Annotated in this window: 12 protein-coding genes and 3 pseudogenes; 11 read left to right on the plus strand and 4 right to left on the minus strand. The window is 70.8% G+C overall.

The features are described 5' to 3' along the window. Positions 1 to 39 precede the first annotated feature (39 nt). Positions 40 to 865, plus strand: a pseudogene (locus AB0D12_RS34230) (PHP domain-containing protein); the annotation flags it as partial. 249 nt (positions 866 to 1,114) lie between these two features. Here the strand turns inward: AB0D12_RS34230 and AB0D12_RS34235 are convergent. Further along, a complete protein-coding gene (locus AB0D12_RS34235) occupies positions 1,115 to 1,426 on the minus strand; it encodes an EthD family reductase (RefSeq protein ID WP_362691783.1) in 312 nt (103 codons plus the stop codon). A 61-nt stretch (positions 1,427 to 1,487) separates the two neighbouring features. Continuing rightward, the gene (locus tag AB0D12_RS34240; RefSeq protein ID WP_362691786.1) at positions 1,488 to 2,636 is read right to left on the minus strand and encodes an HAD-IA family hydrolase; all 1,149 of its coding nucleotides are present in this window, start codon (positions 2,634 to 2,636) and stop codon (positions 1,488 to 1,490) included. 253 nt (positions 2,637 to 2,889) lie between these two features. On the opposite strand from AB0D12_RS34240, the gene AB0D12_RS34245 reads away from it, so the two are divergent. The 9 genes and pseudogenes from AB0D12_RS34245 to AB0D12_RS34285 all read left to right on the plus strand — a co-directional run bounded on the left by AB0D12_RS34245 (position 2,890) and on the right by AB0D12_RS34285 (position 10,080). Further along, a complete protein-coding gene (locus tag AB0D12_RS34245) occupies positions 2,890 to 3,186 on the plus strand; it encodes a helix-turn-helix domain-containing protein (protein ID WP_362691789.1) in 297 nt (98 codons plus the stop codon). 188 nt (positions 3,187 to 3,374) lie between these two features. Next, positions 3,375 to 3,818 (plus strand): carboxymuconolactone decarboxylase family protein, encoded by a 444-nt coding sequence (locus AB0D12_RS34250; protein ID WP_362691792.1) that lies wholly within the window; start codon positions 3,375 to 3,377, stop codon positions 3,816 to 3,818. 14 nt (positions 3,819 to 3,832) lie between these two features. Beyond that, entirely contained in the window at positions 3,833 to 4,675 is an 843-nt protein-coding gene (locus AB0D12_RS34255) for a PhzF family phenazine biosynthesis isomerase (protein WP_362691795.1), read from the plus strand. 22 nt (positions 4,676 to 4,697) lie between these two features. Then, a pseudogene (locus AB0D12_RS34260) lies at positions 4,698 to 5,888 on the plus strand (heavy metal translocating P-type ATPase); the annotation flags it as partial. A 247-nt stretch (positions 5,889 to 6,135) separates the two neighbouring features. Next, a complete protein-coding gene (locus AB0D12_RS34265) occupies positions 6,136 to 6,375 on the plus strand; it encodes a hypothetical protein (RefSeq protein ID WP_362691798.1) in 240 nt (79 codons plus the stop codon). A gap of 135 nt (positions 6,376 to 6,510) precedes the next feature. Next, positions 6,511 to 7,527: a zinc-dependent alcohol dehydrogenase family protein gene (locus AB0D12_RS34270; RefSeq protein ID WP_362691871.1), complete on the plus strand. Its 1,017-nt coding sequence runs from the start codon at positions 6,511 to 6,513 to the stop codon at positions 7,525 to 7,527. A gap of 73 nt (positions 7,528 to 7,600) precedes the next feature. Next, positions 7,601 to 7,996, plus strand: a pseudogene (locus AB0D12_RS34275) (cupin domain-containing protein); the annotation flags it as partial. 385 nt (positions 7,997 to 8,381) lie between these two features. Then, positions 8,382 to 8,570: a hypothetical protein gene (locus tag AB0D12_RS34280; protein WP_362691801.1), complete on the plus strand. Its 189-nt coding sequence runs from the start codon at positions 8,382 to 8,384 to the stop codon at positions 8,568 to 8,570. Between the two features lie 262 nt (positions 8,571 to 8,832). Then, a complete protein-coding gene (locus tag AB0D12_RS34285; RefSeq protein ID WP_362691874.1) occupies positions 8,833 to 10,080 on the plus strand; it encodes an FAD-dependent oxidoreductase in 1,248 nt (415 codons plus the stop codon). A gap of 116 nt (positions 10,081 to 10,196) precedes the next feature. Here the strand turns inward: AB0D12_RS34285 and AB0D12_RS34290 are convergent, their stop codons facing one another. Together AB0D12_RS34290 and AB0D12_RS34295 are read right to left on the minus strand one after the other, a co-directional pair. Then, the gene (locus tag AB0D12_RS34290) at positions 10,197 to 10,802 is read right to left on the minus strand and encodes a hypothetical protein (RefSeq protein WP_362691804.1); all 606 of its coding nucleotides are present in this window, start codon (positions 10,800 to 10,802) and stop codon (positions 10,197 to 10,199) included. Positions 10,803 to 10,963: 161 nt separating this feature from the next. Further along, a complete protein-coding gene (locus AB0D12_RS34295; RefSeq protein ID WP_362691807.1) occupies positions 10,964 to 11,524 on the minus strand; it encodes a hemerythrin domain-containing protein in 561 nt (186 codons plus the stop codon). Between the two features lie 633 nt (positions 11,525 to 12,157). Between AB0D12_RS34295 and AB0D12_RS34300 the strand changes: the two genes are divergently transcribed. Beyond that, complete coding sequence (locus tag AB0D12_RS34300; protein WP_362691810.1) at positions 12,158 to 12,916, plus strand: hypothetical protein; 759 nt, start codon at positions 12,158 to 12,160, stop codon at positions 12,914 to 12,916. Positions 12,917 to 13,246: the final 330 nt, after the last annotated feature.

The raw sequence follows: 13,246 nt of genomic DNA on the forward strand, positions 1-13,246 counted from the left end.
TGCCGGCACCCCATCACGTCAGCTCGTCGGAGTCACGTGATGGACGGTTTCACGCACCTCCACGTCGCTTCCGGGTTCTCCGCCCGCTACGGCGCCTCCCACCCTCAGGACATCGCGCGCAGGACGGCGGAGCTGGGCAGAGGCGCGCTCGCGCCGACGGACTGGGACAGTGTCACCGGCGCGGTACGGCATGCGAAAGCGTGCATGAGCGCCGGGGTACGTCCGATCTTCAGGGTGGACATCGCCATACCTGCGTTCGACGCCGCGAAGGCTTCTCGGCGCCCGCGCACGCTGGTCCGTGGTGGTACGCACGTGGCAGAGCCGCGCCTGCGCATTTCGCTGCTGTCCGGCTCCGCGAGCGGGTGGGCGCAGATCTGCCGTCTCGTGTCCGCGGCCCATGCGCGTCCGGTCAACGGGTTTCCGGTCGCCTCCTGGAAAACGCTGCACGAGCGCCTGGGCGAGGACGTCGTGGTGATCCTCGTCCGCGCACTGGCCGCAGGGCGGCCCGACGTCGCGGAGCGGCTGCTCGTCCCATGGCAGGAGATCACGGGCCAGGGTCTTCTTCGGCTCGAGGCCGTCGCCTACGGTCTGCCCGGGCTGGGTGCCGGGTCGGTGCGGTTGGCCGCGCACACCCTGGCTCTGGGCGGCCGGCTCGGTATCCCGACGGTGCTCACCAACGCCGTGCGCTACGAGCGGCGCGAACAGCACCGCCTGGCTGACGTGTTGGACGCCGCCCCGGCTTTTGCGTCCGATCCCGCGGCGCGGCCCGCTCGACCCCGGCGAGCGGTATCTGAAGTCCGGGCCCGAGATGACCGAGGTGGCCGCGCGGGTGGCCGCGGCCGCGAGCGCCCCGGCCAGCCGGGGATGGAGTACACCGCACACACCCCGGCGCTCAGAGCTGCCGCCTACGACCTGTACGCCCGGCTCGGGCTCCAGCATGCCCGCGTTCGCACGATCACCCTTCGCGCAGATCTCACCGATGCCCAAGGCGCCGTCCAGCAGCTGCTCCTGGACCCGGCGGACGGCAAGCGGCGCCGTATCGAGCGCGCCGCCGACCAGGCACGGGCCCGCTTCGGCGATCACGCGATCCGCCCGGGAACCTCGCCCAGCGGGCTCAGCCGGTGCCGTGTTGCACCGGATAGTGGATGACGACCGCACCGCCGGTGGCGTAGTTGGCGACATCGGCGGCCACCTGGCGGCCCTGCGGCGACGCTCTTGCCGCGGTCATTGCCGCAGCGTCAGCGAACTCGGCTTCGAAGACCGCGAAGTACGGCGTCTGTCCCTGCGTCGCTGCCACGTCGAAGCTGTAGCGCCACGCGAGCAGGCCGGGCAGGCGGGTGACCAGCGGGAGGTGGTTGGTCACGTAGTAGTCGCGGAAGTGGTCGGAATCGGCGGGTTCGGGGTACAGGACCATGAGCTTGTGCATGACAGACCTCCGTTGAGCAGCGGGCGAGCAAAGCACTCCGGAGACGCCTCTGGCGCGGCCGTCATCGGTGCGTCCTGTCCAGCCAGTCGGTGATGAGGGGGAAGGCGTCGCTGAGGGTGTCGGCGCGGTGGTGTGCGCCGGCGAGTTCTTCGTCAGGGTGGGTGGTGCGGACTGCGATCACCGTCATGCCTGCGGCCCGGGCCGCTCCTACGCCAGCGGGAGCGTCCTCGATCACCAGGCAGGCGGGCGCCGGCACCTTGAGGAGCTGGGCCGCGCGTAGGTAGCCCTCCGGATCGGGTTTGCCGCGTCGGACTTGGCTGCTGTCGACCAGGATCGGAGGATCGGGTAGCCCGCCTGCGCGGAGGCGGTGCAGGACCGTGGGTGTTCGGCCTGAGGTGACGACGCCCCACCGCCGGTCCTGCAACAGGCGCAGCACCGCGGCGGCGTCGGGGTACACGGGAAAGCTGTCGCCTTCGTGGGCCATGATTTCCTTGATCAGCCGGTATTCAGCGGCGGCGTCGAGTTGTGGCGCCACTACCTGGATGGTGTCGACGGGCCGGCGGCCATGGGTGTGTGACCAGACCAGGTCTGGATCGAGGTTGCGGTGGGTTGCCCATCGGCTCCAGATGCGGCGGTATGCGGGGTACGAATCGACGAGCACGCCGTCGACGTCGAACAACACTGCCCTGTCGGTAGAGCTCGCCCCGATGTCGTGGAGGTGATGGAGCCCTTCGTGCGCGGCCTGCCGAACCATGCACAGGACGGTGCGGCGTTCGCGAGGGAGCCGGACGGCTGAGCGGCTCCACTGCAGTGCGCTGATCTCTCTCGCGAGGGCGGCGAACCGGTCAGCATTGCGCTCGAGATCCAGGAGTACGGCGGTCAGCGATTGCTGGTTGTAGGCGCCTTGCTCGGCGCGCTCGTCGTTGCGCATCGGTTCGAGGGTGGGTTCGTGCTCGGTCAGCGTGCGGCGGACTCGGGTGCCGTAGACGTCGTAGACGTCGCGGACATGGCAGGCGTACTCCAGCGCCGACCATACTCCGGGCGCCGGCCGCCGGCGCAGGACGTCGATCGGCAGGTGCAGCAGCCGGCGCCGGTACCGCGCGGGATGGCTGCGGATCAGCTCGAGGGCCGCCGACGGGGTCAGGTCGCCGTATCGCAGACCACACGATTCACAGTGGTGGCCCTCTTCCGGCAAGGGCGGGAGGGCCATCACACCGCCAGGCTCTGCAGTCGGCCGACCGCGTGGACGGCCGGTGCCGGCCCGATCGACAGATCAATGCCCATTTTGGCGTACAGCGCAGTGCGTAAACGCCTCACGATGCCATCCCTGTCGCTTCGGAAATAGAATCAATACGCGGGACGGTACTGTATCGAAGATCGAAGCATCAAGAGGGGTGGCGCAGGCGATGACGATGCCCAGGCCGGGCCGGCCGGTACGCGGATCGAGTACCGGGCGACCCCTCATGGCCGCCCTCGACCTGTTCGGCCGCCGCTGGAACCTGCGCATCGTCTGGGAGCTGCAGCACGGGCCGGTCGGGTTCCGCGCGTTGCAGCAGCGCTGCGACAACATGTCCTCCAGCGTCCTGCGGCAACGGCTGACCGAGCTTCTTGACGCCCACCTCGTCGCCCAGCAGCCGGACACGACCTACACGCTCACCGATCTGGGCCGCGGCGTCTACCAGGCATTGCGCCCGCTCGCCCGTTGGTCCGACACGTGGGCCTCGGCCCTGGGCGAGGACGGCGAAAAACCGATCCCGTGAAGCACCACCTCTGGCGCTTCGGAAACCGAATCACTACCGTGCTTCTGAATCCGAATCACCTGGAGGGACCATGGCTCGCATCCCGGCGCTCGAACCGCCGTTCACGCCGGACGTGGAGGCACAACTCGCCACGATGATGCCCGCCGTCTCCTATCGCCCTGTTCCGGACGTTCGCCAAGAACTTGCCGATGACCGTCGCGATGAGCAACTGGGGCAGGTACGAACTCGGCCGCGACCTGACCCTGACACTCCGCGAGCGGGAGGTCGTCATCCTGCGCACCTGCGCGCGCTGCGGCTGCGAATACGAGTGGGGCGTCCACGTGATGGTCTTCGCTGAGCGTGCCGAACTCTCGCCGGCCGAGGTCACCTCACTCACCTGCGGCTCCCCTGACGATCCCTGCTGGACGGCCGGCCGCGAAGCCATGCTCATCCGGATGGTGGACGCCCTGCACGACTCGTGCCACGTCGACGACGAACTATGGCGATCCGCGCAGGAGTTGCTCGACGAGCGGCAACTGCTCGACGTGCTACTGCTGTGCGGGTGGTACCACGCGATCTGCTTCGCCGCGCGCACCGCTCGCGTCGACCTCGAGCCCGGCGCTCCCCACTTCGCCGACATCACGGCCGCCTGATGGCCGGCCCACCGATGGCAGTGGTAAACGCCTGCACCCGCGATGGGCAGGGCGGCAGCCCCACCGCGGTCGTGATCGACGACGCCACGCTCACCGACGACGACCGGCACGCCACCGCCCGCAGGACCGGCACCTCCCACACCGCGTTCATCGACACCAGCACAGCGGACACCCCCACGGTGCGCTTCTTCGCCAGCGCCGGAGAACTCACGAACTGCGGCCATGGCACCATCGCCGCGCAAGCCGTCCTGCTGCACCGCAGCGGCGCCACCGAGCACCACGGGCGCCAGCGCACCGCAGGCCGCACCTTCGCCACGACCGCCATCCGCCGTCGCGACGGCGTCGAAGTCTGGTTTGACCAAGGCATCATCGCCCTGGCGGACCACGCCGACGCCACCGGCGGTGGCATTATCGCGGCCCTCGGCCTGCAACGAGCGGACATCGCCGCCGGCGTACGGGTCGCTTCGCCCGGCACGCCACGCCTTCTCGTCCCCGTCCGGGATCACCCGACACTGCTGTCCATGCAGCCCGACTTCGATCGGCTGGCAACCGAGTGTCGCCGACTCGGGTATCTCGGCTGCTTCACCTACGCACTCTCGCCGACCGCAGGAACGGCCGCAGCCCGCATGTTCGCCCCCGCGATCGGCGTCACCGAGGACATCGCGAACGCCAACAGTGTCGGCTGCCTCGCCGCCCACTTACTCGACACATCCGGCAACGGCGAAATCGAAGTCCACCTGGGTGACACGCTCGGGAGACCGTCATCGATTTCCGCCAGCGCGAGACACACCGGATCCGGCATCGTCGCCAGAATCGGCGGAGTAGTCGACCTCGGCCCGCCCATCGTTTCCGGCTGAACCATCAAGCGAGCAGCGCTCGGCCGTCTTCCTGGTCCCCCTCGCGTTCGGCGGGGACCTGACCGGTTCACCGCTGCGGGCGATGACCTTCATGATCGTGGCCTCGCCGTGCGCGGTGGTCCTGGCGACGATGCCGCCGCTGCTCCCCGCGATCGCCAACGCCGGACGTCACGGCGTCCTGGTGAAGTCCGCCGTGGTCATGGAGCGTCTCGGGCAGGTCGAGGCGGTCGCCCTGGACAAGACCGGCACCCTGACCGAGGGCACCCTCCGAGTCACCGACATTCGCTCATCGCCCGCTCCGGGCTGACCGAGGACGCCGTGCTGGCGCTGGCGGCCGATGCCGAACGCCCCAGCGAACACCCGCTGGTCCGCGCCGTCGTCGACGCCGCCCGCACCCGCGACCTGGCCATCACCGGCATGCGGGACTTCTCCTCCACGCCCGGCGTCGGTGTCACCGCCACCGTCGGCGGCGACACGGTCGCGGTCGGCGCGCCCGCCCGCCTCCTCGCCGGCACGGACGGCACCGAGGCAGCCTGCGCCGCCGAGGTCGCGGCCGAGTTGGAGGACGGCGGCCGCACGGCCGTCCTGGTCCTGCGCGACGGTATCCCCGTCGGGGTGCTGGGCATCGCCGACCGGCTGCGGCCGGACGCCGCCGCGATGGTCGCCGCGCTGAGCGCGCTGACCGGCAGCTCTCCGATGCTGCTGACGGGCGACAACCCGCGCGCCGCTGCCCGCCTGGCCGCCGAGGCCGGCATCACCGGCGACGAGGTCCACGCCGGCCTGCTGCCCCAGGACAAGGTCGAAGCCGTACGGCGCCTGGAGGACCAGGGGCGCAACGTGCTGGTCATCGGCGACGGCGTCAACGACGCCCCCGCCCTGGCCGCCGCCCACACCGCCATCGCACTGGGCAGCGCGGGCTCCGACCTCGCCCTGAAGACGGCCGACGCCGTCATCGTGCGCGACGAACTCGCCACCGTCCCCAAGGTGATCGCCCTGTCGCGGGCCGCCCGCCGCCTGGTGGTGCAGAACCTTCTCATCGCCGCCGGTCTTCATCTCCGGCCTGGTCATCTGGGACCTGGCCGGCCACCTGCCGCTGCCGTTCGGCGTCCTCGGCCACGAGGGCTCGACCGTCATCGTCGGCCTCAACGGCCTGCGCCTGCTGCGCGATGCCGCCTGGAACCGCGTCACCGCCTCGCAGACACTCCGTCTGTAAGCCGCTGTCGGTCACCGGTTCACCGCGACGATCTGTGTCTGCCGGTCCTGCTCGGGCCCGCCCTCCCATCCGCCTGGCCACCAGGAAGGCGGGCATCACCTCTCCCTCGCCCATGGGCTGCTGTCCCTGTCACTGGGCGGGCGGCCGCTGCCGGACTGGGAGCGCGCGCACCACACCGTCCTTGCCGGCCGACTGCCGCAGCTGCTGGTTCTCGACCTCCAGCACGTGGACCACGCGCGCCAACTGCTTGATATCCGTACGCAGCTGGTCGTGCTCGCCGCGCAGGGACGAGGACGCCCAGCTCTTCCTCGGCCGCTTCCTGCTCGCGCTCGCCCTCGACCCCGAGGATGCCGGGCGCCCCGCCGTCACGGACGGCCGATTCATTGACTGCGGCCGCTCCCAGGGCTACGCCCAGTCGCGGCTGTACGAGCTACGCGAGCTGGCCGAGTACGCCCACGCCCGAGGCCTGCGCGTCACCTGGGGCTGACAGCCCGCCCAGGCCGCCCCGCCGCGCTGCCGCCAGGGTGGCATCGGGGCCGACACGCGGGTACGCGCGTTGTGCAAGCCCCTGGTCCCCGTTGGCTGGAACCACGCCCGAAGCGAGTGAGGAAGAAGGATCATGATGCGCGCTGCCGTCCTGTATGCCCCCGGCGATGTCCGGGTGGAGGAGGTCGCCGAGCCGGAGATCACCGCTCCGACGGATGCGGTCATCCGGTTGGCGGCCAGCTGTGTCTGCGGATCGGACCTGTGGCCCTACCGCGGTATCGAGCCCGTCTCGCAGCCCGTGCCGATGGGGCACGAGTACGTCGGGGTCGTCGAAGAGGTCGGCAGCGAGGTCCGCAGCGTCAGGCCGGGGCAGTTCGTCGTCGGCTCGTTCGCGACGTCGGACGGAACCTGCGAGATCTGCCGCTCGGGCTACCCCTCCTCCTGCGTCCACCGCGAGTTCATGAGCGGCGCCCAGGCGGAGTTGGCCCGGGTCCCGAACGCGGACGGAACGCTCGTGCCCACGCCGGGCGTGCCCGACGCCGACCTGCTGCCCGACCTGCTGGCCGCCTCCGACGTGCTGGGCACCGGCTGGTTCGGCGCGGTCGCGGCCCAGGCCGGGCCGGGCAAGACGGTCGCGGTCGTCGGCGACGGCGCGGTCGGCCTGCTCGCGGTGCTGGCCGCCCGGCAGCTCGGCGCGGAGCGGGTCATTGCGATGAGCCGCCACGAGCAGCGGCAGAAGCTGGCCCGGGAGTTCGGCGCCACCGACATCGTCACCGACCGCGGCGACGCCGGCGTGGCCCGGATCAAGGACCTGACCGGCGGCCTGGGTGCGCACTCGGTCGTCGAGGCGGTCGGCACCCAGGAATCGATGCAGCAGGCCATCGGCTCCACCCGGCCCGGCGGACACGTCGGTTTTGTGGGCGTCAACCACGACGTTGCCCTTAGCGGCGAAGGCCTCTTCTTCTCCCAGGTCCACCTGCACGGCGGCCCGGCGCCCGTGCGCCGTTTCCTGCCGGACCTGATCGACCTGATCTGGCAGCGCAAGATCAACCCCGGCAAGGTCTTCGACCTGACCCTTCCCCTCGATCAGGCCGCCGAGGCGTACGGGGCCATGGACGAACGCCGCGCGATCAAGGCCCTGCTGCACGTATAGGCCCGCATCCAGCCGCGCCGGCACCCAGCGCGCACGCGATCGTGCGCGGCACCCCGACATCCAGGAGACGCAGATGGAGATCCTCAAGCAGCCTGCGACAGGCAAGCTGCCCGAACAGTGGTTCACCGGTGACGCCTGGGCGGACGTGATCTTCCGGGGTGGGGAGCCCTCTCGGTCCCGAGCCAACATGGTCCGCTTCGCGCCCGGGGCCCGCACTGCCTGGCACTCCCACAGCCTCGGGCAGACCCTCTGCATCGTCGAAGGCATCGCCTTGATCCAGTCCCGCGGCGCGGAGGTCCTCGAAGCCCACCCCGGCGACGTGATCTGGACCCCGCCGGGCGAAGAGCACTGGCATGGCGCCGCCCCCGACCGCTTCATGGCCCACCTGGCCCTGTGGGAGGGCGACGACGTCACCTGGCTCGACCACGTCACCGACACCGAGTACACCGGCCCGCGATCCAGCACTCGCAGCCACCCCTCATCCCCACCACCCCTGGTCCCCGTCCGGGCCCCCGCGGCCCCCGCGGCGGGCAGACGGGCCGGGACTCGCCGCCGCGCGGCCGCGCGGCCCGGAACCTGCCCCGCCCCAACCTTGTGGTGCCGACCATGACCACCTACGCCCTGCCGGTGATGCCCCGCCCCGGGGTGGGGCGGGGCATCACGCACCTGCCCAAGGACGAGCGCGCCGTGAGCTGGGCAGCCGCACTATGCCGGAGCCGAACTGTCCTGGGAGCGGGCGGCAGAGGCCCGCGTGAACCGGGAAGTCGTCTTGGATGCTCGCCGACCCGGTGTGCGGTGAACGCCTTCGAGGCCAGGCGGCGCAGCTGGTGTGGTCGGGCGGTCGGGAGCGGGGCATGTTGCTCATCATCAACTCGCGCTCGGTCTCGGGCGGCTGCTCCACCAGGCGCGGGGCCGGGGCGTCCCGCACGTCGCTGCTCAGCCTCGGGTCGGACAGCCGCGAGACCGTCTTCGTAGCGGGTGACCAGTCAGGCGTCCGGGCCGCCCGCGATGACGGCGCGACGGACCGGGCCGTCCTCGCGTAGCTGCCGGTACAGCAGGAAGGGGTTCGCCACGAGGCCGGGCCGGCGTAGGGGGAAGGGCCGGCTGCTGGCTCATCGTGCCTCCCGGGGGACTGGTGACCGATTGCAGCGGTTTTCTATTACTTGAGGGTATGTATCCCAGTGTGGCGGATCACGAGACGTACCGAAGGGAGGGGGCGTGATGGGCGCGAAAGATGCAGAGATCGACGCGCAGGCCACGACGTACACGGACGACGCGGGGAACATGGCCCGCACGGGCGAGACCGTGGATCGGACCACGTGCTGCGTCGTCGGCGGTGGCCCCGCCGGAATGGTCCTCGCCCTGCTGCTGGCCCGCGCCGGCGTGCAGGTCACGGTCCTGGAGAAGCACGGCGACTTCCTGCGCGACTTCCGCGGTGACACCGTGCATCCCACGACCCTGGCGCTCCTGGACGACCTCGGCCTGGGCGAGCGCTTCGCCCGGCTCCCGCAGCGCCGGGTGACGACGATTCAGCTGCCTCTCGGCCCCGGCCGCTCCCTCGTCACCGTCGGAAACCTCGGCGCACTGTCGGGCAAGTACAACTACATCGCGATGGTGCCGCAGTGGGACCTGCTCGACCTCCTGGTCGACGAGGCCTGTCGGGAGCCGGCCTTCTCCTTGCGCATGAACACCGAGGCGACCTCCTTCCTCGTCGAACGCGGCCGGATCGCCGGCGTCCGCTACCGCACGTCCGACGGCCGCACCGGCGAGCTGCGTGCCGCTCTCACGGTGGCGTGCGATGGCCGCGGCTCCCTGGCCCGGTCCCTGACCGAGCTGGGCGTGCGGAGGTTCAGCTGCCCGATGGACGCCTGGTGGTTCCGGCTGCCGCGGCGCGAGGACGACCCGCACGGGCTCGTGGGAGGCGTCGGCGACCGGTTTCTCGGCGTCCTGATCGACCGCGGCGAGTACTGGCAGTGCGCCGCCCTCATCCTCAAGGGCACCGACGCGCCGCGGCGCGCCGCCGGTCTCGACCGGTTCTTGGACCAGTTCACGGCCGCCGTCCCCTGGCTCGCGGACCGGGGGAGCGCGCTCGGCTCGTGGGACGAGGTGAAGCTGCTCGACGTACGCCTCGACCGGCTGCGGCGCTGGCACCGACCGGGGCTGCTGTGCATCGGCGACGCGGCCCACGCCATGTCACCGGTCTTCGGCATCGGTATCAACCTCGCTGTCCAGGACGCTGTGGCCGCCGCCCGCCATCTCGTCGGACCGCTGCGTGCCGGCTCGGTCGGCTTGCGGGACCTACGCCGCGTGCAGCGCCGCCGCTGGCCGACCACGGCCGCGACCCAGGCCCTCCAGCGCTTCGCTCACGCCCGCGTCATCGAACCGGTCCTGACGGGTCTGCCGCCTTTCGGCGACGTGCGGCGCGCCGAGCGCCTGACCGACCTCGTCACTACCTCGCGCTGGCTGAACCGGGTGCCCGCGTACTTCCTCGCCTACGGCGCCCTGAGGGAACGGCCCCCGGCGGAGTCGGTGCGTCCGACGTCGGTGCGCTGAGCGGCGGCGGGATCGCCGCAAGGGCACTGCGCCGAGGCCGGCCGCCGGGGCCTACTCGCCCGGCAGTTGGGTGATGTGGCAGCACCCCGAGACCGGCGAGACGTGCACGGGCATCGTCACCAACTGGCTGCGGGGCAACCGGACCGTAGGCGGGCGGCGGCCGCAACCGCCGTGCTGTGATTCCCTCGGACGGCAGCGAGCCGGTCGTGATCGAGCTGGCCACCGGTGCGAAGCCGACCGGGGGCCCGTGGAAAGCCGTTGATCGGGCTGAGCAGATCGGGGTGGCGCAGAAGGGGCGCGGCCTGGTGATCGCGGGGGCTGGGGATGGTCAGGCGTCGCGGGCCGCCAGCGCTGCCAGCGCCGTGCTCGGTGGCGGACAGGGCGGCCTCCGCCGTGGCGGCGAGGCAGGGGTCGGTGAGCAGATTCGCCGCCCAGCTGACGACGGTTTCGTCGACCCAGGTACGCCAGGACTCTTCCGCCTCTTCCATGTTGTGCTGGTCAGCGCCGGTGAGCGACTCCAGCCGGTCGGAACCGCCGGGGCCGACCAGGTTCAGCAATTCAATGTCGAGAGTCGTGGGGTAGCGCAGCGCGGCGGCGACGGCGGCCGCTTGTCGTGCCTGGGCTTCGGCCAGGGCGTAGTTCATGGCGCCGGCTGCTGCCGGGAAGGCGGTCAGCAGCCAGCGCGTGGCGGCAGCTATCACTGGCGAGAGGTCACCGGGCATGTGAACCGTCTTTCACGCGCGCCCGGTGCCTGTCTGTCGTGCGTGAGTCGGCCGCGCTGTCGTGTTCGGCGCGTCAGCGTATGCGACCCTCCCTGGCCGGTGACAAGGAGCTGCGTCACACGCGGCGGTGGGAAGCGCCCGCTCCCGACCGGTGTCTGGAGTCAGGACTTGCCGCGGCCGGTGACGAAGTCACGCACGCGGTCCACCATCCCCGCGCCCGGTGCAAGCAGTTTGTTGGCGGGCGGCGTGTCGGGGGCTGAGGGATGCGGCCTGGTAGGAGCCATGGCCTTGGCCCGGCGGATCTTGTCGCCCAGGTCCTCCAGCGCATCAGGCCTACATGCCTGGCGCAACCGCGGGAACAGCTGCCCTTCCTCGTCACGGACGTGGGCGTTGACGTCATTCATCAGCGTCTGCAGGGTGGGGTGAAACTGCTCGTCGTCCACCCTCATCTGCTCCAGCTTCTTCATGAGCTTCTCGGCCTCGGCGTGTTCCGCGATCTCCTTATCCGCGAGTTCCGCGCCGCCCTCGACGTGCTCGCGGACCGCGGGATACAGGTACTGCTCCTCCGCGACCGAATGCCGCACGAGCTCGATCGTTACCTCGTCCACCAGGCCACGCAGGCTGATATCCCCCGTCGGCAGCGCCTCGATTTGGGAGAAAAGCTGCTCGACCTCGCGGTGGTCGGCCATGAGCTCCTCGATCACGTTTCCGCCATGCCCCATGCCCTCTTCCTCTCACATCGGCCAGCAGCCAGGATTGCCCGGCCACGGTGATGCGTTCCCCATCGCCTGCCACTGCCTACGCCATCCCGGGCAGCCCACCCGACTGGCGGCAGCCGGAAAAGCGAGATCAGGCCGCGGTGGCAGACCCGGCACCCCGTCAAAGGGAAGAGTGTGCATGTAGTTCGGTGCAAGCACAGCGGACGGGCACGCCGCGTTGGCCCTTGACCACTCTCGCTAGGGCCGCCGTCAGATCGCGGCCAAGGGGTGCTCCTGCACGCTGCTCCTTCGGATGACCGCCCCGCCGGGGCAGCGAAGGAGACGAGACGATGACAACCACCCATCGATCGAGCCGGAAGGCCGGCCCGTGGCGGGCAAGCCGTGCCGGGCTCCCGCGGGCCTCACTTCGGGGGGCACTTGGGAACCCCCTTTGGTGCCCGACACCCCGAGCCGTGGAAAAGCCCCTGTTCAGGCCGCGAATTGGCGCGAATTCCGCAGCGTCACAACCCTCTTCTCTACTCCTGATGTCAGTGGTGGAGGAGATCATCGGGTTCCGGGGGCCCCGGCGCCCTCCCAGGCCGGGCGCGGCCGGCGGGCATTCGGCGGCCGGTCGCGAGTGATGAAGGAGCAGAGCTGATGGCGGGGAAGCTGAAGACCAACCCGGCGGGGTCGACGAACAGTTTCCGCGGCGATGTGCTGCGCGTGCTCGGAGCGTTGAAGGTGGCCACGGCTGATCAGATCCAGCGGATCGGCGCTCCGCACCTGAGTTTCCGGCACACCGACAAGGAGACCCCGTCCGAGCAGAAGACGGCCCGCACCGCCTCGCACACCGGCGCGCTCTCCGGCATGCGCAAGCACGGCCTCACCGAGAACGGCGGTTCCACCACAACGGGGGAGAGACTGCGGAACCTGACCCTCAAGCGCCTGGAGGCCGCCTCCTGCGAGCTGCGGCGCCCGGTGACGGAGATGGGCTCCACGGCACGCGGCGCGGGATCCAGCGGGGCCTCCCATCCCGTGGCCGTCAACGAGACCGTGATCGCGATGCTGCGCCCGAAGCCGAACCTCGCCAAGCTCACCGAGGATCCGCCTGAAGTCCGGTCAGCCAGGGCGGATGCGCGGTACTGGGGGGAAGAGGCCCGCCAGAACGGTGGCCTCCGGGTGGCCAACCAGTCGACGGCGTTCCCTGAGCCTTACCACGAGGCGAGCCCTGTGCAGCTGGCCCACGACATGGGGTATCTCCCACTGGAGGCGTACCGCGGGCCCAGCCGGCCTTGGTCCGTCCGCTGCACCGCGTGCGGGGAGATCCGGCGGATCCGACTCGGTGTCGAAATCACCAGCCAGGGGCGGCAGGGGTGCAGAAGGTGCGTTACTCGGGCCAACTGCTCGGCCTGCTAGGCGCAGTGACCGGAAATGATCACCGGGTGACGCTCCCGGAGCTCTACCGCTCAGTACACGACGGGCACAGCCCGGGCCAGCGGCTCCAGGTCGCCGTACAGGGCGGCGTGCATCGCGGCCGCGAGCTCGCTCCTCGTCCGCCACGTCGTACAGCGTGAGGTGCACCAGCCCCGCCGACGAGCCGGAGCGGACCTCACGGTCGCGGACCAGGCGGATGACGGCGTCCCGGATGGCGTCGCATGCGCCGTCGTCGACGACGACGTGCCCCGGAGCGGCTGTGAGCGCGTGGGCCGATACCGTCCACCGCCTGCTGCGGCGCTCGACGGCGAC

The organism is Streptomyces sp. NPDC048479 (genome assembly GCF_040651435.1).
Taxonomy (GTDB): Bacteria; Actinomycetota; Actinomycetes; order Streptomycetales; family Streptomycetaceae; genus Streptomyces.